This is a genomic window from Pseudoalteromonas agarivorans (genome assembly GCF_024518735.1).
Classification (GTDB): Bacteria; Pseudomonadota; Gammaproteobacteria; order Enterobacterales; family Alteromonadaceae; genus Pseudoalteromonas; species Pseudoalteromonas atlantica.
Window position 1 is genome coordinate 272,793 of record NZ_JANIGJ010000005.1, and the last position, 24,471, is coordinate 297,263.

Annotated in this window: 20 protein-coding genes and 1 tRNA gene; 17 read left to right on the forward strand and 4 right to left on the reverse strand. The window is 41.2% G+C overall.

What is annotated here, in order from left to right; genetic code table 11:
* Positions 1-25 precede the first annotated feature (25 nt).
* The 5 genes from rlmD to eno all read left to right on the forward strand — a co-directional run bounded on the left by rlmD (position 26) and on the right by eno (position 7,539).
* Positions 26-1,351 carry a 23S rRNA (uracil(1939)-C(5))-methyltransferase RlmD gene (rlmD, locus tag NQT65_RS11400; RefSeq protein WP_256851218.1) on the forward strand — a complete coding sequence of 442 codons (1,326 nt, stop codon included), beginning with the start codon at positions 26-28 and terminating at the stop codon, positions 1,349-1,351.
* A gap of 8 nt (positions 1,352-1,359) precedes the next feature.
* Positions 1,360-3,516 (forward strand): GTP diphosphokinase, encoded by a 2,157-nt coding sequence (gene relA / locus NQT65_RS11405; protein ID WP_024033076.1) that lies wholly within the window; start codon positions 1,360-1,362, stop codon positions 3,514-3,516.
* 1 nt (position 3,517) lies between these two features.
* Positions 3,518-4,315, forward strand: a complete 798-nt coding sequence (mazG, locus tag NQT65_RS11410) for a nucleoside triphosphate pyrophosphohydrolase (protein WP_248452076.1) — start codon at positions 3,518-3,520, stop codon at positions 4,313-4,315.
* Between the two features lie 177 nt (positions 4,316-4,492).
* Positions 4,493-6,127, forward strand: coding sequence for a CTP synthase (locus NQT65_RS11415; protein ID WP_004586236.1), 1,635 nt, complete (start codon positions 4,493-4,495; stop codon positions 6,125-6,127).
* Between the two features lie 113 nt (positions 6,128-6,240).
* Positions 6,241-7,539: a phosphopyruvate hydratase gene (gene eno, locus NQT65_RS11420; protein ID WP_029771921.1), complete on the forward strand. Its 1,299-nt coding sequence runs from the start codon at positions 6,241-6,243 to the stop codon at positions 7,537-7,539.
* 291 nt (positions 7,540-7,830) lie between these two features.
* On the opposite strand, the gene mutH is transcribed toward eno, so the two are convergent.
* Positions 7,831-8,502 carry a DNA mismatch repair endonuclease MutH gene (gene mutH, locus NQT65_RS11425; RefSeq protein WP_004586238.1) on the reverse strand — a complete coding sequence of 224 codons (672 nt, stop codon included), beginning with the start codon at positions 8,500-8,502 and terminating at the stop codon, positions 7,831-7,833.
* A gap of 577 nt (positions 8,503-9,079) precedes the next feature.
* On the opposite strand from mutH, the gene rppH reads away from it, so the two are divergent.
* The 12 genes from rppH (at position 9,080) to NQT65_RS11485 (ending at position 19,547) form a co-directional block, all read left to right on the forward strand.
* Complete coding sequence (rppH, locus tag NQT65_RS11430) at positions 9,080-9,598, forward strand: RNA pyrophosphohydrolase (protein ID WP_004586239.1); 519 nt, start codon at positions 9,080-9,082, stop codon at positions 9,596-9,598.
* 29 nt (positions 9,599-9,627) lie between these two features.
* Positions 9,628-11,892 (forward strand): phosphoenolpyruvate--protein phosphotransferase, encoded by a 2,265-nt coding sequence (gene ptsP, locus NQT65_RS11435; RefSeq protein ID WP_126007911.1) that lies wholly within the window; start codon positions 9,628-9,630, stop codon positions 11,890-11,892.
* A gap of 72 nt (positions 11,893-11,964) precedes the next feature.
* Entirely contained in the window at positions 11,965-12,774 is an 810-nt protein-coding gene (locus tag NQT65_RS11440; RefSeq protein ID WP_096041290.1) for a sulfite exporter TauE/SafE family protein, read from the forward strand.
* Between the two features lie 10 nt (positions 12,775-12,784).
* On the forward strand, positions 12,785-13,588 hold the full coding sequence (gene lgt / locus NQT65_RS11445; RefSeq protein ID WP_004586242.1) for a prolipoprotein diacylglyceryl transferase: 804 nt from the start codon (positions 12,785-12,787) through the stop codon (positions 13,586-13,588).
* Positions 13,589-13,600: 12 nt separating this feature from the next.
* Positions 13,601-14,452, forward strand: a complete 852-nt coding sequence (locus NQT65_RS11450) for a thymidylate synthase (RefSeq protein WP_004586243.1) — start codon at positions 13,601-13,603, stop codon at positions 14,450-14,452.
* Positions 14,453-14,471: 19 nt separating this feature from the next.
* Positions 14,472-15,350: a UTP--glucose-1-phosphate uridylyltransferase GalU gene (gene galU, locus NQT65_RS11455; RefSeq protein ID WP_004586244.1), complete on the forward strand. Its 879-nt coding sequence runs from the start codon at positions 14,472-14,474 to the stop codon at positions 15,348-15,350.
* 380 nt (positions 15,351-15,730) lie between these two features.
* Positions 15,731-16,429, forward strand: a complete 699-nt coding sequence (locus tag NQT65_RS11460; RefSeq protein ID WP_256851219.1) for an SPOR domain-containing protein — start codon at positions 15,731-15,733, stop codon at positions 16,427-16,429.
* A 259-nt stretch (positions 16,430-16,688) separates the two neighbouring features.
* The gene (locus tag NQT65_RS11465) at positions 16,689-17,219 is read left to right on the forward strand and encodes an SPOR domain-containing protein (protein WP_138684428.1); all 531 of its coding nucleotides are present in this window, start codon (positions 16,689-16,691) and stop codon (positions 17,217-17,219) included.
* Between the two features lie 159 nt (positions 17,220-17,378).
* Positions 17,379-17,972, forward strand: coding sequence for a FlgO family outer membrane protein (locus tag NQT65_RS11470; RefSeq protein ID WP_004586247.1), 594 nt, complete (start codon positions 17,379-17,381; stop codon positions 17,970-17,972).
* Positions 17,973-17,985: 13 nt separating this feature from the next.
* The gene (locus NQT65_RS11475) at positions 17,986-18,678 is read left to right on the forward strand and encodes a FlgO family outer membrane protein (RefSeq protein WP_004586248.1); all 693 of its coding nucleotides are present in this window, start codon (positions 17,986-17,988) and stop codon (positions 18,676-18,678) included.
* 8 nt (positions 18,679-18,686) lie between these two features.
* Complete coding sequence (locus NQT65_RS11480) at positions 18,687-19,364, forward strand: FlgO family outer membrane protein (RefSeq protein ID WP_256851220.1); 678 nt, start codon at positions 18,687-18,689, stop codon at positions 19,362-19,364.
* 108 nt (positions 19,365-19,472) lie between these two features.
* Positions 19,473-19,547: transfer RNA gene (locus tag NQT65_RS11485), tRNA-Arg, on the forward strand.
* A 247-nt stretch (positions 19,548-19,794) separates the two neighbouring features.
* Here the strand turns inward: NQT65_RS11485 and NQT65_RS11490 are convergent.
* The 3 genes from NQT65_RS11490 to NQT65_RS11500 form a co-directional block, all read right to left on the reverse strand.
* A complete protein-coding gene (locus NQT65_RS11490; protein ID WP_256851221.1) occupies positions 19,795-21,258 on the reverse strand; it encodes a P-loop ATPase, Sll1717 family in 1,464 nt (487 codons plus the stop codon).
* 492 nt (positions 21,259-21,750) lie between these two features.
* A complete protein-coding gene (locus tag NQT65_RS11495; protein WP_256851222.1) occupies positions 21,751-22,683 on the reverse strand; it encodes a DHH family phosphoesterase in 933 nt (310 codons plus the stop codon).
* A gap of 318 nt (positions 22,684-23,001) precedes the next feature.
* The gene (locus NQT65_RS11500) at positions 23,002-24,450 is read right to left on the reverse strand and encodes a dihydrolipoyl dehydrogenase (protein ID WP_256851223.1); all 1,449 of its coding nucleotides are present in this window, start codon (positions 24,448-24,450) and stop codon (positions 23,002-23,004) included.
* Positions 24,451-24,471: the final 21 nt, after the last annotated feature.

Consider the following 24,471-nt stretch of genomic DNA (forward strand, 5'->3'; position numbering starts at 1 on the left):
AATACAAAATTTAAGGTAATGCCGCATGGCGCAAATTTTTAAAGCAAAGAAAAAACCACTTAAACAGCAAACACTCACACTTAATATTACGGCCATGGATCATCAAGGGCGGGGCGTTGCCAAACACAATAACAAAGTGTGCTTTGTAAGCGGCGCTTTAATGAATGAAAAAGTAACGGCAAGCCTAATTGAAGATAAAGCCAAGTACAGTAGTGCAAAGCTGGTTAAGGTTATTAATCCAAGCGATGCGCGCACGCAGCCTTTTTGTCAGCATTATAATCACTGTGGTGGTTGCCAGTTGCAGCACCTAGAAATAAATCAGCAAGTGGTTGAAAAGCAAAATGCAGTGACGCAACTGTTTCAAAAATTTGCCGAATTAAGCGACTTAAATTGGCAAGCGCCTCTTTTAAGTAAGCCCACTCATTACAGACGCAGTGCGCGTATTGCCGTAATGTATGATAAAGCCGCTAAAAAAATGCGAGTTGGGTATCGTGCGCCTAGCTCTAAAAATGTGATTAGTATTGAGCAATGTGATGTGCTTAGTAAGGCATTTACTAACGTATTTAGTATTTTTGAAACGCTTATTAATCAATATAAAGCGCTACACAGTATAAGTCATTTACAGTTGTGCCAAAGTGAGGCTGGGAACTTTATTGTTATTCGCCATACTAAAGCGATACCAGATGAAGCCAAAAGCTATATACAAGAAGCAGCAAACGCACAGCAGTGGTTAATTACTTGGCAAGACAACAGTGATGTTATAGAGCAGGCTCATTTGCCTACGCCGTATTATTTTTTAGAAAAGTTTAATTTAAAGTTTGAATTTGGCCTTGGTAATTTTATTCAAGTAAATGATGATGTTAACCAAGCTATGTTAGCTCAGTCAGTAAATTGGCTTAACTTGCAAGGAAACGAGCAAGTATTGGATTTATTTTGTGGTATTGGTAACTTTTCATTAGTGCTAGCCCAGCATGCTAAATCGGTTATTGGAGTAGAAGGGGTTGCATCGGCGGTTGCAATGGCGACGCAAAATGCGCAAACTAACTCTATCACTAATGCGCACTTTCATTGTTTTGATTTAACGCAAAAAATTGAAACAGCACAATGGTTTAATAAGGCGCTAGACGTATTAGTATTAGACCCTTCTCGCACAGGTGCTATGGCTGTTTTAGAGCAACTACCTTTAAAGCAGTTTAAAACCATTTTATACGTCTCTTGCGATCCTGTTACTTTAGCCCGTGACAGTGCAATTATTTCGCAAGCAGGCTTTGAAGTTACTAAAATTGGGCTAATGAATATGTTTCCACATACAGGACACATAGAAACAATGGCGTTATTTCAACGGAGGTAAAGCGTTTTATGGTCGCTACACGTCAATCACATCAGCAGGACGACACAGGTGACTTTGCTACTAGCCTAAAACAGTTAGCGTTATCGCAAGAGAAAATAACGCTACTAAACAAAGCGCAAGCATTGTGTGTTACATGTGATAACCAAGCACGGCAAAACACGGCCATAGAAATGGTCGAGATTTTAGCCGAGTTAAATTTAGATGCAGAATCTCTCGCAACCGCGTATCTCACGCATTACTACTTAAACGACTTAGTAGACCTTGAAACCGTAGAAGCACAACTTGGCAAAAATGTAGCCATGCTTTTAACTGGGGTTGCACAAATGGCTGCTATTAGTACTTTATCGCACCAAGGTAAAGGCACTATGCAGGTAGATAACATTCGTAAAATGTTACTTACCATGGTTGAAGATGTGCGCGCTGTGGTGATTAAACTTGCTGAGCAAGTGTGCCATTTACGCAATGTAAAAAATGGCGATGAAGAAGAGCGTGTTATTGCCGCTAAAGAAACCGCAGATATTTTTGCCCCGTTAGCAAACAGGTTAGGTATAGGCCAGCTTAAGTGGGAACTAGAAGATTTATCGTTTAGGTATTTACACCCCGACACCTATAAAAGCATTGCTAAACAACTTGATGACAAGCGCCTTGCCCGTGAAGCCTATATGGAAGACATGGTTGCGCAAGTAAAAGCTCGCTTAAGCGAAGCCGGTATTGAGGCGCAAGTGTATGGCCGCCCTAAGCACATTTACAGCATTTATAAAAAAATGCAGCAAAAAAACTACGAGTTTGATCAGCTGTTTGATATTAGAGCAATGCGGATTGTTGTAGAGCGCCTGCAAGATTGTTACGGCGCGCTAGGTATTGTGCACACTAATTGGCGCCACCTAAATAAAGAGTTTGACGACTACGTTGCTACACCCAAACAAAATGGCTATCAATCAATTCATACCGTGGTATTTGGCCCTGAAGGGAAAACCGTTGAAATACAAATACGCACCAGCGAAATGCACCAAGATGCAGAGCTAGGCGTAGCCGCGCACTGGATGTATAAAGAAGGCGCTTTACCTGGGCGTGGCTCAGGCTATGAGCAAAAAATTAGCTGGTTGCGCAAATTACTGCAATGGCAAGAAGAAGTGGTTGATGGGGGCGATTTAGCCGAAGAGCTTAAAAACCAAGTTGTAGAAGACCGCGTTTATATATTTACCCCAAGTGGCGATATTATCGATTTACCTGTTGGCGCTACACCGCTTGATTTTGCTTACTACATTCACTCAAATGTAGGGCACCGCTGTATAGGGGCTAAAGTATTTGGCAAAATAGTGCCGTTTACACATCAGCTATCAACGGGCGATCAGGTAGAAATTCTCACGCAAAAGCAGCCTAATCCAAGCCGCGATTGGCTAAATCCATCGCTTGGTTACATTAAATCGTCGCGTGCTAGGGCTAAAATCCATCATTGGTTTAAACAGCTCGACCGCGATAAAAACTTAAGCGCCGGTAAAGAGATTCTAGATAACGAACTGCAAAAGCTAGATTTAACCTACAAAGATTTAGACCCAGCTATTAAGCGCTTTAATTTTAAAGAACTAGATGACTTAATGGTTGCCATAGGTGCCGGCGATGTTCGCTTAAACCAAATGCTTAACTTTGTCAGTGATCGTACTGAAGAAGAACCCGTAATTCGTTTTAAAGCGCCAAGTAAAGTAACTGGCGATAAAAACGGCATTGTGGTGGATGGCGTGGGCAGCTTAATGAGCCACGTTGCTAAGTGTTGTCGCCCAGTACCTGGCGATAAAATAATTGGCTATATTACACAAGGCCGTGGCATTGGGGTACACCGCGAAGATTGCGATTCATTTAACAACTTAAAAGAGCAGCACCCAGAGCGTGTTATATCGGTTAGTTGGTCAGATGAAATAAACGGCTCTTATGCGCTAAGTATAAAAATAGAAGCAAGCGATCGCTCAGGTTTAATTCGCGATATTAGCTCTGTACTGGCTAACGAAAAAGTAAATGTGATCAACATGAACGTTAATACTGTTGGGGCTGATCAGTTAGCGGTATTTACTATGCAAATAGAAGTGCATGACCTATCGGGCACAAACCGGGTTTTGTCTAAACTGCATCAAATTGAAGGTGTTCACAGTGCCAAGCGAAACCAATAAAATGGCAAACAGTAACGCCCTTGAGCAACTACTCGATATTATGGCGTTGCTTCGCGATCCTAGCGACGGTTGCCCGTGGGATCGCAAGCAAAACTTTAAATCGATTGTTCCGCACACGCTAGAAGAAGCCTTTGAAGTGGCCGACTGCATAGAGTCGGGAAATTTAAACGAGCTTAAAAATGAGCTGGGTGATTTACTGTTTCAAATCGTTTTTTACGCACAACTTGCCAAAGAGCAGGACATGTTTGATTTTAACGACGTGGTTAGTGAGCTAAATAGTAAACTTACCCGCCGTCACCCTCATGTTTTTAACACCAAGCAAGCATTAACCGACGAGCAATTAGCAAAGCAATGGCAAGCAATTAAAGCACAAGAGCGTGCAGCAAAAGTACAGCCAAGCAAAGCCTCACTTTGGCAAGATATACCCACCAATATGCCAAGCCTAACTAAAGCTAAAAAAATTCAGCAGCGTGTTGCCGCACTTGGTTTTGATTGGCCAAGCTACCACGGGGCACTTGATAAAGTAAGTGAAGAAGTACTTGAAGTAAAAGAAGCGCTTGAGCACGACCCTTCATCCGATCATACAGCAGAAGAAATAGGCGACTTATTATTTGCCACAGTTAATGTGGCTCGCCATGTTAAACGCGACCCAGAGCAACTACTTAGACAAGCCAACGATAAGTTCTCGGCGCGCTTTGAAAAAGTGCAAGGTTATTTAATTGCAAAAGGTAAAAGTTTAGAGCGCGCAACGCTTGACGAAATGGAAGAAGCATGGGAAGCCATTAAAAAAGCGAAATAAGATTAGCTCAGTACAACCTAATGTTAATCAACGAACATTTTTTGTGCGCGTAAACGCTATTTTTAGCTGGATTGCTCAACGCTGTTTTGGTACAATTTCGCCCCGTCTTGATGATATACCCAGAGTCTCTTTCTCGGGTGTTATATTCCTTTTAATTCCTGATATTCTAGGGTTCGCATGAGTACAAAATTTATCTTCGTTACTGGCGGGGTTGTTTCTTCGTTGGGTAAAGGTATTGCAGCAGCGTCATTGGCAGCTATTTTAGAGGCCCGCGGTTTAGATGTTACCATTTTAAAGCTGGATCCTTACATAAACGTTGACCCAGGCACAATGAGCCCAATTCAACACGGTGAAGTATACGTTACAGAAGACGGCGCCGAAACGGATCTTGATTTAGGTCACTACGAGCGTTTTATTCGCACCAAAATGACCAGCCGCAACAACTTCACACAAGGGCGAGTGTACGAAGATGTACTACGTCGTGAGCGCCGTGGTGAATACTTAGGTGCAACCATTCAGGTTATTCCACACATCACAAATGACATTAAGCAACGTGTATACGACGGTGCTGAAGGTCATGATATTGCGATTGTAGAAATTGGTGGCACAGTAGGTGATATTGAATCACAACCATTTATTGAAGCAATTCGTCAGTTAGGTACAGAAATTGGCCGCGAACGTGCGCTATTTATTCACCTAACGCTAGTGCCATTCTTAGGCCCTGCAGGCGAAGTAAAAACTAAACCAACACAGCACTCGGTTAAAGAGTTACGCTCTGTAGGTATTCAGCCAGATATTCTTATTTGTCGCTCAGACCGTAAATTGCCTAACAACGAACGTGCAAAAATTGCATTGTTTACAAACGTTGAAGAAAAAGCGGTTATTTCGCTTCCTGACGTAGACAGCATTTACAAAATTCCTGCGCTATTAAAATCACAAGAGCTAGATAACTTTGTGTGTCGTCGTTTCCACCTTGACGCACCAGAAGCTGATTTAGTTGAATGGGAACAAGTACTTTATCAAGAGTCTAACCCGACTGGCGAAGTAACGATTGGTATGGTTGGTAAGTACATTGAACTACCAGATGCATATAAATCTGTTAACGAAGCACTAAAGCATGCAGGTCTTAAAAACCGTTTAACCATTAATATTGAATACGTTGACTCGCAAGACTTAGAAAGCAAAGGGGTAGAACTGCTTTCTCATCTAGACGCTATTTTAGTACCAGGTGGTTTTGGCGGCCGTGGTGTTGAAGGTAAAATTTTAGCGGCTAAGTATGCCCGTGAAAACAAAGTACCTTACCTAGGCATTTGTTTAGGTATGCAAGTAGCGCTTATTGAATACGCACGTAATGTTGCAGGTTTAACCGACGCTAACTCAACTGAGTTTAATATTCACTCAAAAGCGCCAGTAGTGGGCTTAATTACCGAGTGGTTAGATGCTGAAGGTAACATTGAAATACGTGATGAAAAATCTGATTTAGGTGGCACGATGCGTTTAGGCGCACAAAAATGTCACTTAACGCCGGGTTCTAAGGTGCACGAAGTGTACGGCAATACAGAAATTATTGAACGTCACCGTCACCGCTACGAAGTAAACAACAACTTTGTAGAGCAATTAGAGCAAGCAGGCTTAAGCTTTACCGGTTTATCAGAAGATAAAAAACTAGTAGAGATCATCGAAAACAAAGATCACCCATGGTTTATTGCCGCGCAATTCCACCCGGAATTTACGTCAACACCACGTGATGGTCACCCGTTATTTGAAGGGTTTGTAGCAGCCGCTCATACTCATCAAAAAACGTCTTCGTAATTAAAAAAAGCCGTGCATATTGCACGGCTTTTTTGTCTAAAGGGCTGACTAAAAGATATAAAACGTAGTAAAGTTAGCTGAACTCACCATTTTGGGAATATAGAGGAATCAAGATGTCAGAAATCGTAAAAGTAATTGGTCGCGAAATTATGGACTCGCGTGGTAACCCTACTGTTGAAGCTGATGTATATTTAGCTGATGGTTCTTGGGGCCGCGCTGCCGCTCCTTCAGGTGCATCAACAGGTACTCGCGAAGCACTAGAGCTACGTGATGGTGACAAAGCCCGTTACTTAGGTAAAGGCGTATTAAACGCAGTTGGTTTTATTAACAACGAAATTGCGGATGCGCTAAAAGGCCAAAATGCATTAGAGCAAAGTGCTGTAGATAAAGTAATGCTAGATTTAGATGGCACCGAAAATAAAGAAAAACTAGGTGCAAATGCTATCTTAGCGGTATCACTAGCGACTGCAAAAGCCGCTGCACAATTTAAAAAAGTTGAGCTTTACGAGCACATCGCAGACTTAAACGGTACACCAGGTGTTTACTCAATGCCGTTACCTATGATGAACATCATCAACGGTGGTGAGCACGCCGATAACTCTGTAGATATTCAAGAATTTATGATCCAACCTGTTGGCGCTGAAAACTTCCGCGAAGGCCTACGTATGGGCGCTGAAGTATTCCACAGCCTTGCTAAAGTATTAAAAGCAGATGGCCACTCTACAGCGGTAGGTGATGAAGGTGGTTTTGCACCAAACCTTGCATCAAACGAAGCGGCACTTGCTGCTATTAAAACAGCTGTAGCAAACGCAGGTTACGAGCTAGGTAAAGATATTACACTGGCTATGGACTGTGCAGCCTCTGAGTTTTACGACAAAGAAGCAAACATTTACGATCTGAAAGGTGAAGGCAAAAAGTTCACTTCAGAAGAGTTTAACTACTTCTTAAAAGATTTAACTGAGCAATACCCAATTGTATCTATTGAAGATGGCTTAGATGAGTCAGATTGGGATGGCTTTGCACACCAAACTAAATTAATGGGCGATAAAATCCAATTAGTAGGCGATGATTTATTCGTAACTAACACAAAGATTTTAAAACGCGGTATTGATAACGGTATTGCTAACTCAATCCTAATTAAATTTAACCAAATTGGTTCACTAACTGAAACGTTAGCAGCAATCAAAATGGCTAAAGATGCAGGCTTTACAGTTGTTATTTCGCACCGTTCTGGCGAAACAGAAGATGCAACTATTGCTGATTTAGCGGTAGGTACTGCTGCTGGTCAAATTAAAACAGGTTCATTGAGCCGTTCTGACCGTGTTGCTAAGTACAACCAACTTCTTCGCATTGAAGAAGCGCTAGGTTCTAAAGCACCTTACAACGGTCTTAAAGAAGTTAAAGGTCAGTAATTCTATTTTATATAGAATCTTATTTTTAATTTTAGATAATAAAATCCTCGCTAATGCGGGGATTTTTTATGCCTGATACTTTTTTAAAGAGATGAGAATGCTTTGTAGGCGTTAAGCTTGCTGACGCGCGCACGCAGTGCGAAAAGAGGGTACAAGAAAAGCGAAAACTCTTTATTTAAACCACAAATTGTTTTATTAAAAAGGTGAAATATCTTGTAGGCGTTAAGCTCGCTGACTCGCGCAAGTAATGCGAAACAGGGTTTGCTTAACTCATAATATTTTCTGCAAAGCTCAGAGCTGAAACTGCTGCTTTAAAATAGCCCCTGTAAAACTGGTTTTTAAATAAAAACCACGCGGTAAGGTTTTTATTGTTTGCCCATTTGGACCAATAGCATCGGTAACTACTTTGCTATTAGCGGCTTTAGGTCTAATTTGTATAGCATCCCCTAAATGGCCTGATATTTCATCAACGCGCCCAAGCGCTATTAACTCCATTTGTTCTTCCCAATCACGTTGTAGCAACGCATCTTGCTCAGGCGTAGGCTGCCATAAAAAACCACTGCCTATGGTTCTATCAAAAGGCGCAATATCGCGCTCACTCAATATAGGCAGCCATAAAACATGATTGAGTTTTTTACGCACAGCGCTTGTATGCCACGTCATGCCGGTTACGTTTATAAGGGGGGTAACCGACACAAAAGTGGTTTCTAAGGGTTTTCCTTTATACGAAATAGGCAGTGTTTTTAATTCAATGCCTAAATCTTCAAAGTCGGGGAGGGGTTTTGAGCCTGCAGTAGCGCCTAACACGTATTCAATAAGTTGCCCGGTCCAGCCTTTTTCGCGTAATAGGTCGTCAGGGGTTTTAAAGCTGTATTGAGAGGCTAATTGCCCTAATGTTAAACCAGCAATAGCGTTTACGCGTTGCATTAAGTCATTAATTGAATGGGGTTTTGTTGGTCGCATGCTACTCATTTACCTTGAATAATTAACAGCGCCATGATAGCAAAATCCCCGTAAGGTGGATATCTTTGCTTTTGGTTGTTTTTTATACGCACTGTGTTTGGCGTAATTTTGCTCACCCCAAAAAGTCACAGTTTAACTGTAAGTGACTGACTAGCTTTAATATTTTCAATTTATTCATTCAGCTTTAATTAAGTTAGTAAATTCTATATGGGATAAATACAACTATATAAACATGTTTATCCACAGAATCTGTGGAGAAAGCGAGTTTTTAGATCTGCTATTGTGGACTTGTTTGCAAAATAGCCTTGTTTATCAAAAGTTATACACAAGCTGTGAGTAAATAGCACTAAACATAATAATCAAGGCATAGCTTAGCTTTTTTTGCTAAAAGTTGCGTCAATTAAGGGTTATTTTATCCTTGTAATTACTCAGTGCTCATTTAAGGTTAAGTCGTTATGCACAGCGTAAATAGTAAACGTGCGATTAGGGCGTGATGACTTTGGGGATAATAGTGTTTGCCGAATTGCAGCTAATGTGGAACAATCATTAAAAATCGACTTACAAATGAGGCACTAAGGTGATTGATGCCGAAGGTTTTCGTGCCAATGTCGGAATTGTAATTTGCAATAATCAGGGGCAGGTTTTTTGGGCTAGACGTTACGGTCAACATTCTTGGCAATTTCCCCAAGGCGGTGTTGATGACGGAGAAACACCCGAACAAACCATGTACCGTGAATTACACGAAGAAGTAGGTTTGCGACCAGAAGATGTAGAAATAGTTGCAAGCTCAAAACATTGGTTACGCTATAAATTACCCAAGCGATTAATTCGCCGCGACTCTAGTCCGGTGTGTATTGGGCAAAAACAAAAATGGTTTTTATTAAAACTGCGTTGCAAAGATGAAGATGTAAACTTGCTTAAAACACATCATCCCGAGTTTGATGATTGGCGCTGGGTGAGTTATTGGTACCCAGTAAGGCAAGTGGTATCGTTTAAACGCGATGTATACAGACGGGTGATGAAAGAGTTTGCACCGTTTGCAATGCCTTTTAATAAAAGAGAGCATCATAAAGAACAGTGGCGACACAAAAGGTAGTAGCATAATTATAAAATAAGGAGCAGGTAATGCTGGCAACACTTAGAACTATTGCTGAGTCTGTTTCGCAACAAGCGAATTTAGACAGTGCCTTAGTGTGCTTTGTGAAAATGGTTAAAGAGGCCATGAAAACCCAGTGCTGCTCTATTTATTTTGCCGACTACAGCCAAGATAACTTTGTACTTATGGCAACTGAAGGCCTAAACCCCGATGCCGTAGGTAAGTTTAGAATTGGTTTTACCGAAGGGCTTGTAGGTTTAGTAGCCCAGCGTGAAGAGCCCATTAATATAGCTTTTGCAAAATCTCATCCGCGTTTTAAGCTCTCCCCCGAAGTAAACGAAGAAGGTTACAATGCCTTTTTGTCTGTGCCTGTGGTGCATCAAAAAAAGGTATTGGGCGTTATTGTTGTACAACAAAAAATGGCGCGGGTTTTTAGCCAAGACGAAGAGTCGTTTTTAATTACCCTTTCAGCTCAGCTAGCCTCACAACTTGCGCATGCTGAAATAAAAGAGCTTTTACGCCAAGACGAATCATCACACCAAACCTCAGTGCTCAAAGGGGTGTCGAGTGCGCCAGGTATTGGGATTGGCCAAGCCTTTGTGGTACTGCCCAAGCTTGATTTTAAATCTATAGAGCTAAAAAAAGATCCCGATAGCGCCGAGCAACGCCGTTTGTTTACACAAGCCGTTGCTGCCACACGCAAAGAATTTAATACCCTGTCTATGACCTTGAGTGACTCAATCCCGCGAGAAGCACTCGCGGTATTTGATGTATACCAACAATTACTTGATGCCAAAAGTTTAGGCCACAATGTTGAGGTACAGTTACAAGAGGGCTGGTGTGCAAAAAGCGCCTTAAAAATTGTTATTGAGCGGCTTATTTCGCAGTTTAATGCCATGCAAGACCCCTACATTAAAGAGCGCGCAGTTGATGTAAAAGACATTGGTTTAAGGGTATTACACCACCTAGTAAACACAGAACACGCAGTAAAAGATTACCCACCCAATACCATATTAATTGCGAATACCTTAACTCCCGCCATGCTGGCTGAAGTACCCAACGGGCATTTAGCGGGTGTAGTGAGTGTGAATGGCTCAGCTAATAGCCATGCCTCTATATTAACCCGAGCGATGGGAATACCGGCTATTTGGGGTATTGAAGATTTACCCCTATTGCAATTTGATGCCAAACCAATGATTTTAGATGCCTTTGCTGGGCGTTTATATATTTCTCCTTCGCAAGTGTTACTCGATGAATACGCACAGTTAAAGCACCAAGATAAACTACTCAATAACCGCTTTTTAGCAGAGCAAAGTGCGCAGTCGGTTACCTTAGATGGTGAGCAAATAAATTTAATGTTAAATGCAGGGCTTGAGCTTAATACCGAGCAAAGCAGTGCGCATATTTGCGATGGAGTAGGGCTTTATCGTACCGAAGCATGGTTTATGCAAAAGGGGCAATTTCCATCGCAAGCTGAGCAAGAAAACTGGTATAGGGAGGTGCTAAAAAGTTACCACCCAGCGCCAGTGGTGATGCGAACCCTAGATATTGGTGGCGACAAGGTTTTAGATTACTTTAATATTACCGAAGAAAATCCCTTTTTAGGGTGGCGCGGCATACGCATAAGCCTTGACCATCCAGAGCTATTTTTAGATCAGCTCAAAGCTATGTTAAAAGCAAATATGGGCTTAGGTAATTTAAAAATAATGCTGCCTATGATCAGCGGTACAGAAGAGGTAGACGAAGCGCTCGCGTTATTTGAACAAGCTTATTTTGAACTGGCAGAAAAACACCCAGAGCAAAACTTGGAGCGCCCAGAAGTGGGCATTATGCTTGAAGTACCCTCAAGTATATTTATGCTCGACGAGTGGGCTAAAAAAGTAGATTTTTGCTCAGTAGGCAGTAACGATTTAACGCAATACTTACTTGCTGTCGATAGAGCAAATGCGCGGGTGGCTCAGTTATTTAACCCATATCACCCCGGCGTGTTAAGGGTATTAAATAAAGTAGCGAATGAATGTAATAAACACTGTTTACCCTTTAGTTTATGTGGCGAGCTAGGCGGCGAGCCAGAGGGCGCTATTTTACTCATTGCCATGGGCTATAGGCATTTAAGTATGAACATGTCGTCGTTAATTAAAGTAAAGTGGATTTTAAGGCGTTTAAAAATTAACGATATGCAGCAATTACTCGCAGAGTGCTTAGTGCAATCGAACGCTAAACAGGTACTGCGCTTAACGCGCAATTTTATGATTGAACACCAATTAGGCGATCTTTTTTATACCGCCAAATAATGCAGCGCTTAAAGATGCTATTAACTTTATAATCCTTTAATATAGGCGCACGAAAAGGTATTTGAGAACACTATGTATGACTTAGCTTTACTCGTGGCCAGTTGTGCGCTACTTGGCTGTGTAGTTGGCTTTTTAGCTGGGCTATTAGGGATAGGCGGCGGTTTAATTATTGTGCCTGTTTTAAGTAGCTTATTACTGATGTTTGACGTTACTTCACCTGATCACGTATTAGTTATTTCTATTGCAACATCGCTTGCCTCTATTTTATTCACTTCTACTTCTTCAGTCTTGGCTCATCATAAAAATGATAATGTGCCATGGCAAATTGCACCGTGGGTTATGTCGGGTGTAGGCTTAGGCGCGTTAATAAGTGGCTTTGCCGCAAGTTTAATACCCGAACAAGCATTACGCAGCGTGTTTGCAATTAGTGTTGTGTTTATTGCAGGCAGAATGGTGTTGGCATCACGTAGTAAATCGCTTAAAGAAAAACCGCTACCAAAAGGGGTTATTTTAGGGAGCATTTCTGCCCTTATGGGCGCGCTTTCTGGTTTAATAGGTATTGGTGGCGGCGCACTTATTGCCCCTATGCTTAATTACTTTTCAGTTGATATGAAAAAAGCGATAGGCTGTGCATCAGCGAGCGGCATTGTTATCGCGCTATTTGGCTCTATTGGTTATATAAGCGCAGGCTGGCAGGTAACCGATTTAGCCCATGGGTTCGCAGGGTTTGTATACTTACCTGCATTATTTGGTATTGTAATAACATCGTGGTTTGTGGCGCCCTTAGGGGCTAAAGCAACTCATTATTTACCTGTTAATATAATAAAGAAAATTTTCGCGGTGTTGCTTGTGCTCATCGCACTTAAAATGGTTTTTAGCTAAAGGTTTATTTATGGCACTTGAGTTTCCTCAAATCGATCCAATAATTTTTTCTGTTGGACCGCTAAGCGTACGTTGGTACGGTTTAATGTATTTAATTGGTTTTGCATTTGCGATGTGGTTTGCTAATCGTCAAGCCGAAAAACCAAACTCTGGTTGGACTAAAGAGCAAGTTAGCGACTTGCTTTTTTACGGCATGCTAGGGGTTATTTTAGGCGGCAGAATTGGCTATGTATTGTTTTATCAGTTTAGTTACTTTTTAGAAAATCCATTGTATTTATTTAGAATTGACCAAGGCGGTATGTCGTTCCACGGCGGAACATTAGGGGTTATTACCGCTATTATACTATTTGCAAAAACTCGCAAAAAATCACTATTCGCAGTGGGAGATTTTGTGGTGCCGCTGGTTCCGGTAGGCTTATTAGCAGGGCGTATTGGTAACTTTATAAATGGCGAGTTATGGGGCCGCGTAAGCGATGTGCCATGGGCAATGGTATTTCCAACGGGTGGGCCGCTTGCGCGTCACCCATCGCAGTTATACGAAGCCTTTTTTGAAGGGCTAGTCCTGTTTTTAATTTTATTATGGTTTATCAAAAAGCCTCGCCCTGCAGGCAGTGTAGCCGGTGTATTTTTATTAGGGTACGGCGTATTTAGATTTTGTATTGAATATTTCCGCCAACCAGATGCGCAGCTTGGCCTATTTGCCGATTTTATCTCAATGGGCCAAATACTCTCGTTACCTATGATAATTGGTGGCCTAGGGCTATTAATTTGGGCGTACAAAAAACCGCAACCTGTAACCGCAGCAAAGGCATAGTAAGAACAGATCATGAAACAATATTTAAAATTATGTCAGCGCATCGTTGACGAAGGTGTATGGGTAGAAAACAAACGCACAGGCACGCGCTGCTTAACCGTTATTAATGCCGACTTAGAATACGATGTAGGTAATAATAAATTTCCTATGATCACCACTCGTAAAAGTTACTACAAAGCCGCTATAGCAGAGCTTTTAGGTTACTTACGAGGGTACGATAGCGCAGCGCAGTTTCGCGATATAGGCTGTAAAACGTGGGATGCAAACGCAAACGATAATAACGCATGGCTAAATAACCCTAACCGCAAAGGCGAGGACGATATGGGCCGCGTTTACGGCGTGCAAGGGCGTAATTGGCAGCGCCCAGATGGCTCAACGCTCGATCAGCTTGCTAAAGTAATAAATAACTTAAAAAACGGGATTGATGACAGAGGTGAAATAATTACCTTTTATAATCCTGGTGAGTTTGAGCTTGGTTGCTTGCGCCCATGTATGCACACGCATACGTTTTCGCTGCTTGGCGACACGCTGTATTTAACATCGTATCAACGCAGTTGCGATGTGCCGCTGGGCCTTAATTTTAATCAAATTCAGTGTTTTGTATTACTGGCATTGGTGGCGCAAATTACCGGCCATAAAGCAGGTAAGGCGTATCATAAAATTGCTAATGCGCATATTTACGAAAACCAGTTACCGTTAATGCGCGATGTACAGCTAACACGTGAGCCGTTTGACTCACCGCAATTAAATATTAACCCAAACATAAAATCACTAGAAGATATAGAAACATGGGTAACACGAGACGATTTTGAAGTAGTAGGCTATCAATGCCACGAACCAATCCAATATCCGTTTTCAGTATAATAAGATTAAGGAGAACAAGATGAAAGCAGTGATCCCAGTAGCAGGCCTTGGAACGCGTATGTTACCTGCCACAAAAGCTATTCCTAAAGAGATGCTCCCTGTGGTAGACCGCCCGCTTATTCAATATGTAGTAAATGAAGCGGTAGCAGCAGGCGTTAAAGAGATTGTACTTGTAACGCACTCAAGTAAAAACTCTATCGAAAACCATTTTGATACCAGTTTTGAGCTAGAAGCCACGCTTGAAAAACGTGTAAAGCGGCAATTACTTGCCGAAGTACAGGCAATTTGCCCTAAAGATGTGACCATTATTCACGTACGCCAAGGCGAAGCCAAAGGCTTAGGCCACGCAATTAACTGTGCAGCGCCAATTATTGGCAACGAACCCTTTGTCGTTATTTTGCCAGATGTAATTGTTGATGACGTAGAGAGCGACCTTAAAAAAGACAACCTAGCAGAGATGATCGCCCGTTTTGAAGAAACTAAGCACAGCCAAATTATGGTTGAGCCAGTACCAATGGACGAAGTAGACAAATTTGGTGTTGTTGATTTAGGTGACGTAGAGCTTCACCAAGGTGAAAGCTCGCCAATTATTAACATGGTAGAAAAACCGCCAGTAGATGAAGCACCTTCAAACCTATCTGTAGTAGGGCGTTATGTATTAAGCGAAAACATTTGGCCACTGCTTGCTAAAACGCCGCAAGGGGCTGGCAACGAAATTCAACTTACAGATGCAATTGCCATGCTAATGCAGCAAGAAAAAGTAGACGCGTACGCAATGAAAGGCCGCAGCCACGATTGTGGTAGTAAAATAGGCTACTTAAAAGCAACGATAGAGTTTGCTCTGCGCCGCGACGAGTTTGCAGATGATTTAAAAACATTTATTAAATCGTTAATTTAGGTTTTATTAAATTACCCACCAAGGCGCCTGTTTAGGCGCCTTTTTTAGTGCTAAATTATTAATACCAAAATAGGTAAGGCTTTACTTAATTTTAACGCCGCCAGTAATAAAGATGGTCTACGCTTAATTATGTTCTGAATTTGACTTGCGTTATATAGCAACATAACGTAATTTATATTGTAAAGTTTATGTTAATTGGCATCAAAGTTGTATTAAAAGCCAAACTCACGGAAGGGTCATGTTAATTTTATCTATGCAGGTAAATTAGCGTGCGGGAGCAAAAATCGCTCATTGTTTAAATTGCTAAGTTAAACGCTTTCTTGTGAGAATGTTTAACTGAAATGTAAGTGCACAGGCACTGCTTTCAGGATAACGGGTACATGCTTAAATTAAAAAAATACTATAAACACTTTTTTGTATGCCTTTTTACGCTTACGTTTGGCACGGCGTGCTCTATTACGCCTACCGCTAAACCTGCTGTTGATAATGAAATACCTAACACCACGCCCGATTACGTATCGATAACTGCACTAGAGCTTGCGCAATTAAAAGATGCCGCAATGCAATGGCAGCAAGCACGCGCCGGTATAGAGCGTATTTTAAAGCTTGAAAAAGAAATTACTTATCTGGTTAATCACATAGATATAATAAACTCTAAAGCTATTGCACAATCTAATGCAAGCCCTGCCTACAGCAGCCGTTACACTCGCACGCCTTCGCGTACAACCAGTAATAAGCCACGTCGTCAGCAAACTTACAAAGCCGCTAACAATAACCAAAAGCAAACTCTAAAGCTTAATACCCCTAAACATGTATTTGCATTACAAGTTGCCTCGGTTGATTCTAAGCAGGATGTAGTCAAAGCCTGGCAAGAACTAAATACCAAAGCAGCGCCACTATTTAGAGATAAAATATTAACCAACGTAGAAACCGCAAAAATAAATGATAAAACCTTTTATCGCTTAAAGCTTGGCTCTTATAAAAACCTTAAAAATGCCAAAGCCGACTGTGAAGTATTTAAAATGTATAAGCTCGACTGCATTGTAAGTAACTACACCGATAAGCCAATTAAACTTTAATAGTGATACCAACCCGCAATAATAAATAATCATTTTACGGGGCTAATCGTGTTGCGTTGTGCGTTAATAAATCTCGTTTAGAACAACTAAATAGCGAATTTTTTTGCCTAGCTATCAATACGTTTTACTATCCTCAAAATAGATTACTTAATTAAGCTAATTGGTATAAATGCGCAATAGGCCGTAGCACGCGTGACTTGCTTAGCGTTGATTGGCTGTTAAAATAGCGCTCACTCTTACCCAAATTAACAACATACTTATGCTGCACTACAAGGATTTTTTAGCCTCATTAGTTTTAGGCTTTGCATTAGCAAACAGTGCTCACGCACTAGCAACGGCCCAAAAGCAGGCGATGCTCATTAAAAAAGATGACTTAGCCGTACTCAAAGAGTCAGCGCAGCAGTGGCAACAAACCAAGCCTCAACTAGAAAGACTGTTAAAGCTAGAAAGTGAATTACAGCGCACAGTAGATAAATTAAAACAACTTAACGCGCAGCCAAAACCACAGCAAACTAACCACTTAGCTGTTGTGGATACAAATGCGCTGTTTGCTGTGCAAGTGGGGGCGTATAAAAATAAAGCGGTACTTGAAGCGGCTATAAAGCAATTTCAATCGGCCTCAAATAAGCTTGAAGTAAATACCGAGCAAGTACTGATTGACCAGCATACCTTTTATAGATTAAAGCTTGGTGCGTTTAAAACAAAAGAAGCAGCAAAGGATGCATGTAAGTCATTAATAAACAATAATACCTGCTTTGTAACCTACTACGTCAAAACGCCTCAAAGTTAATTAACCTGAACTCTGGTTAAGAGCCTTACTAGCATATTGAACTATCTTGATACTTAAATTTATTATCTCTAGCCAGAGATAGGTTTATTATCCAGAGTTTAGGTTAATTAGGCATAATAATTGCTTTATCCTCGGTATGTTTTAAAGAGGACGGCAACTATGCGCCTTTTACTGCCTTTAGTATTGTTAAATTTAACTGCTTGCAACTTGGTTCCGCCCCCAGAGCCGAGTGTGCCTACTGACGCGCCAAAAGCAGCAATGGCACCCTATACCGTTAACGAGTATGTAGCAAATCTAACCTCGCAGCTTAACCATGTAAATGGCGCTTTAAATGCCAATGCGCGCATTGGTGTGAGTAGCTTTTTTTATGCAGATGCTTTAGATACTAAGCTAGTAGCAGGGCAGGCCTCGGGTTTGAGCTTACAAATTCAAGAAAGCTTATTAACGCAATTTACCCAGCTTGGCTATCATACCGTTGAGTACCGCCTTGGCAATAACCTTATATTAGCGCAAAACGCAGACAGCATATTAAGCCGCGACTTAAGTAAATTACGCAATCGCCAAAATATTGACTTAGTCATCACTGGCACTGTAACGCGCCAACAGCATGCTTATATAGTTAATGCACGACTCGTTAATATTGAAAACAAGCAAGTACTGTCGGCAGGCAGCACAGAGATCCCTATAAATGTAATGTGGGGAAACGAAAAAATTCAGCAGCGTGACGGCTCTTTGTACCGCAGCGAATATTAATCAGGAGCACACCATGAGAAACCTATTAATTACCCTATGTTTGCCATTAGGCTTTGGCTGTTCGCAAATGTTAAATTCGCTACATTCAGAGCCGGAGCAAGTTGAGCAAGATAATGCAGCCCAGCTTGTTTCAGAGCAACGTGCGGTAAAAGCACCTGCACCAAATGAAGCGTTATTTCAGTCTAATTTAAACAAGCAAAGTAACTACACCAAAAGTGCCCCCGCAAAACGCAAAAATATAAACCATTATGTGCGCGGTATAATGCAAGACATGGTCGAAAACCTGCAATACGTAAACGACAAAACGCCACTTGCCGTTTCTAGCTTTGTATTTTTAGATGATGACTACAGCGATGGAAGCCTGTTAGGTAACCAAATAGCCGAAAGCTTTATGCACGAACTGCATAGTTTTGGAGTACCGGTTATCGATTTTAAAACCACCGATTATATGCGAGTAACCCCCGCAGGCGACTTTGTATTTAGCCGCGACTACCTAGAGCTAAACCAAGATCAAAACTTTAATTACGTATTAGCAGGAACACTTGTGAGCCACCAAGGCGGCGTACTGGTAAATGCACGAATAGTGGGCATTAAAAGTAAAGCGGTAGTGGGCAGTGCGCAAGGGTTTATTCCTCAATCAGTGGTGGATGCGCTAAACAGTAGCTATCGCACCGACGGAATTATGCTTAAACAAGCCAGCGAGTGAGGTTGACCATGTTTTACAAACTATCTGCTATAGCGGGGCTAACGGCAACGTTAGTATTAACTGGCTGTTCAATAACGCAAAATAATGAGCATAACGAAAGCATAAACACGCGCTCAGATTACACCGTGGTAACGCAAAGTAGCCAACCCACGCCTATGTATGCCAACCAATCTGTGCAGCAGCAAAGTGAGTACGACACAGCAAGGCAGTTTACACCGCTTAAACACCACAAAACGCTGGCAAACTATGTAGAGCAAATGGCGCTGGATTTAGTGGATACGCTTGAAGCCGAAGCGCCCGATAATAACAGCATCAACATAGCGGTTACCACCATTGTAGATTTAGACGCATCGCTTAATAAAAGTAATCAGTTGGGTAATCAATTAGCAGAGACGTTTATTCATCAGCTGCAAAAATTTGGCTACGGCGTGGTAGATTTTAAAACCATGGACAACATTGATGTATCAAACAGAGGCGACTTTGTGTTATCTCGCGATATAGATAAGCTAAGCGAAAGCAGCATGGCTAACTATGTATTAGCAGGTACGTTAATTTACCGCCCAAATGGCGTAGCAGTAAACACCCGCGTTATAAATGTTCACAGCAAACATATTGTAGCAAGCAGCCGCAAACTCATACCACTGTACGTGTTAAACAAAGAAGATATATATTTATCAAGCAATTAAGTTAATTTTAGCTTGATATGAAAAACAAGATGCCGTTATAATTTTTGTAAGCTGTAAGCTGTAAGCTGTAAGCTGTAAGCTGTAAGCTGTAAGCTGTAAGCTCGATGCGGCCTCTTAGTTAAATGGATATAACGGCCCCCTCCTAAGGGGCAGTTGCAGGTTCGATTCCTGCAGGGGCTACCAACCAAAAACCTAATGCAATATTAGTAACTCTTTTGTGCCTGCGTAGGTCGGATAAGCGAAGCGCCATCCCACACAGTAAAATACCTTACCAATTATTATCAATATTTTATGTTGCCGAGTGGCTGGGTAGTGCCACTTCCGGACGTTCGTAACGCCGCCATAAGCGTTGAGTAACAGTTAGATGTAATGGAGCGATGCGGAACGAGCTAACTGTTACGAATCCGACTTCATGGCGTTGTTAGCAATTTTAGTATGCTTTTCCTTGCGTAACATTCAGGTAAAACCTATAGATAAAAGGAATTTTATATACTTTTTCATTTTTAGCAGTTTTCAGCTCAAAAAATCCTACCTCGGAAAGTTTATTTGCTTTTGTGAGAGCCTTATCAGAGTTGACTCCCCAAACAGTGCATAGCGTTTCAACATTGTGCTCTGCTTTCTTATTTTCAAATGCAAGTATATCTTCCTTAAATTCAGGATGTTCTGCAAAAAGTGTTCTTAAAATCCGTGTTTTAGATACCTCATAAGCTGCATTTTTTATTGCGACTTTACTTATAATATTTGGCTCTTCCACAGTATTGTTTGCAATATCTTGTTCGTTTATTTCTTGCGATATCATTTCATTATAATAGTGAATCAATTCCCTAGGTGGTGTGCTATTTAAACCATCTCTAATTCTACTTAATACCCATTCGAAAGTTTCGGATTGCCTTTCTCCTACGTCAACCTGTTGCGGAAACATCTTATAATAAAAATCTTTTTGCTTATCATAGTCAGCTAATATTTCTTTACTATCTACATTATATTGTTTGAGCAAAAGAGTGTTTTGAAGGGCTCTACTTACGATCAAATTCAAAAGGTTTCTGCTATTCCATGATATAGTTATATCTCTATTAATATGGCTCGCTTCCCTAAAGCCCTCCTGAGTAATTCTATTCCAAATATCATCTCTCAAGAATATTTTAAGAAAAATTGACTCATACTCTTCAAGATCTCTATAAACTTTAAAAAGGGCTCTCAAAGCATTTTTTTCTAATTCAACAGTTTGGTCAAACGCCACATCTAATCGGTCACATAGAATCCACCCTACCTTCCCGATTTCACTAAGATATTCATTCAGTGTATCTAAGAGATCATCAACAGAGCTATATCCCTTAGTCTTTAATTCTTGATCAGGAGTATGAAATGTAATCTTTCCTGAAACACCTCCTTCTAACCCTAAACCTCCTTCAAGACCTTCAACCCTAGTTAGTTGCTTAGCAAAATTCTTTGCGCTAGCTAACAATCTCTTAATTGAGTTTTTTTCCTCAATCAACCCAGCTTCAACAAGCTTATCCGCGACTACCTTAGCTGCCCCTTCACAGATTTCATTTTCTATAAGCCAATTAACTATGAGCTGACAAAAATACACTTTCCAAAGTGTAATAAATTCATTTTCTTGAGTAGGAGGTTCACTGGACATATCAGAAAAAACTGTTTTACCTGTTGGCTTCTCTGCGGATATAAGAAAGATATTTCTTTCATACAAACTATCCTTTTTATTCAGTAACAAAGTATATAGGGCACTTTTTCCTGCACCTTTACTACCAAATATGACATCAACCTCACCTTTAAATAATTTCTTCCAAGGCTGTGTTTCAACGAAGTATGTAGATAGAGCATTTGCTTCATTCTCAGCAACTTGATTACCAAATGTTACTTCTTCCAAATTCATTTATATTCCTTATTTATCTGTATAACAGTGAATGCTAAAAATTAAATAGTGCGCACATCGCGTATATTTCTGCCGACTTAACGCTCACTTATCTACTTTATATAGTTTTAACAAATAACCTAAGGTATTACTATCACTAAGTTTTTTAAGACTTTTAAGAAAAGTTAAATAAAGCAATATGCGCGCGTCGCTCATTTGCATGAATATATGCGCAAAGAGCTGTTTAACTAATCAATTAGCGTCGATATTTAGCTAACCTCAATGACCGGTTTTCGCTCAAAGCCGCCCTTAAAAAACCTAAGATACCAATAACTACTGAGTTAAAACGTTAGCGAACAAGTAATTTTAATGCCTAAGTATTTTATAACTAAAAACAAAAAAGCGAGTAAATATAAATCTACTCGCTTTAAAATTTTGACAGCTTACAGCTTACAGCTTACAGCTTACAGCTTACAGCTTACAGCTTACAGCTTACAGCTTACAGCTTACAGCTCAACCATCACTCGTAATCGTATCTATCAGCTCACCAAGCACTGCTTCGGCTTTGCTGGTTTCTACTTGGCAGGTACCGGCGTTTAAGTGGCCGCCACCGCCGTATTTAAGGCATAACTCGCCCACATTGGTGTTTGAGCTTCGGTTGGTGATTGATTTACCTATGGCAAATACTACGTTTTGTTTTTTAAGGCCCCACATTTTGTGAATTGATATATTGCAGTCGGGGTACATGGCGTAAATAACAAAGCGGTTGGTGGCGTAAATAGTTTCTTCTTGAGTTAAATCTAGCACCACGAGGTTTTTATGCACGGTTGCGCATTGTGCTATTTGCTCTTTGGCCTTTTCGTTATGCTCGTTATAAAGCGCAACGCGTTCGGCTACGTCTTCCATTTTTAAAATATCTTCGATGCTTTGATCTTTACAGGCATCAATTAGCTTCATCATTAATTGGTAGTTTGAAATTTTAAACTCGCGGAAGCGGCCAAGGCCTGTGCGTGCATCCATGATAAAGTTCATTAATACCCAGTCTGTTGGGTTGAGTATTTCGTCTTTTGAGAACTGCGCAGCATCGCCTTTATCTACCGCTTCCATCATGTCTGTGCTGATGTTTGGAAATTTTTCTGCGCCGCCATAATAATCATAAACAACGCGTGCAGCAGAAGGGGCTTTAGGGTCAATTATGTGGTTTTTAATATCGCTTGCGTTACGTACGGTTTCGCTTAAGTGATGGTCAAATGCAATGTGACAGCCAGCAACGTAGGGTAGGTTAGTGGTAATGTCGTTTGCAGTTATGTCTATTTTGCCATCTTGCATGTCTTTTGGGTGTACAAATAAAATGTCATCAATTAGGTCTAAGTCTTTGAGCAGTACGGCACATACTAAGCCGTCGAAATCGCTGCGGGTGACTAGTCTAAATTTATTATTGGGCATAGCTTTTCCATCTTGTTGTGATTGAGTAATCAAATAAGTGTAACAGCTAAAATAATTTTTGAGAGGTTATAGCAATCGAATTAAAAATTTAGTCATTCAAACGTGCTAAATAAAGCGTAAACGGCGTTATAAATTTTTAAGTAGAACAAATGCCTATCGAAAATTATGCCTTTGTATGTACTCTGTTTATCTGTTGCTATCAATACCTCATAATTTAACACAATGGGTATTAGCGCTAAAAAAGCGCATAAAAAAGCCAAAACGACTGTTTTGGCTTTTTGTTAGCAAGTATGTATTTGTTTTATTACTGTATAAAAGTTAAGCGCCTGGTCCGCATTCCATACAGCTGTTAATAATATCTGGGCCAAATTTAAGTCTGGCATTTAAATCGCGAAGGGCCGTGCGTAAACCTTCTTCAATTACTGGGTGGTAAAATGGCATATCCAGCATTTCTGGTACGGTCATTTTGTTTTGCACAGCCCATGCTAATAAATGAGCAAGGTGTTCGGCTTGTGGGCCAATAAATTCTGCACCTAAAAATAAGCCTGTGCCTTGCTCTGCGTAAACGCGCATGTGGCCTTTATTTTTAAGCATTACTCGGCTGCGGCCTTGGTTTTCAAAGCTCACTTCGCCTACTTCAAAGCAACCACATTCACCTAGGCGGTCTGTAATTTGTTTATAGCTGTCGCCTACCATTGCTATTTGCGGGTCGCTAAACACTGCGGCAATTTTTGCGCGGCGAAGGCCAATGCGTACATCGGGGAAGCGCCCAGCATTTTGACCGGCAATGGTGCCTTGATCAGATGCTTCGTGTAGCAGGGGGATCATATTGCTGGCATCGCCCGCTATAAATATATTTGAGTTACCACATTGCATTGTGTGCGGGTCGGCGTGTGGCACACCGCGCTCATCAAGCTCTATGCCGGTATTCTCTATACCTAGCTTGTCTACATTGGGTACTCGGCCTGTGGCTGCAAGTACGTAGTCAAATTGCTCGGTGTGTTTAGCACCGTCTTTATCGGTGTAAGTAAGCTGAGCTTTATCGCCAACTTGCATCATGTCAGATACGTTTGAGTCGGTATCTACAAAAAATTCTTCAGCAAAAACAGTGTTTGCATAGTCTTTAATTACTGGGTCGGTAAGTGGGCCAATTGCGCCGCCAACACCAAATAATTTTACGTTTACGCCTAAGCGGCTAAGTGCTTGGCCAATTTCTAGGCCTATTACGCCTGGGCCAAATACAGCCACTGACTCTGGTAGGTCGTCCCAGTCAAATACATCGTCGTTTATAATCAGTTTGTCACCAAAGTTATTAAACACGCCTGGGTATGATGGGCGTGAACCGGTGGCAATTACAAAGCGTTTAGCAGTTATAATTATGTCATCGTCAATTTGCACGCGGTTGGCGTCTAAAAACTTGGCGTAGCCACGAATTTTATCTTCATCAGGAATGTCGTCTACGGCTTCTACTACGAATCCTGCAAAGCGGTCTCGTTCGCTTTTAACACGTGCCATAACTGCTTTGCCGTCTATTCTTGGCTTTGAGCTATGTACACCAAATGCAGGTGCCATTTCAATTGAATGCGCGGCTTCGGCTGCGGCAATAAGTAATTTACTTGGCATACAACCAACGCGTGCACAGGTAGTACCGTACGGGCCTGATTCAATCATTAAAACGTTAGGGGTGAATTGTTTTGCGTTACGGTATGCGCTTAAGCCTGCAGTACCTGCACCTATAACAACAACATCGGTTTGTAATTCTTTCATAGTGGTATCCTTTATTATTTT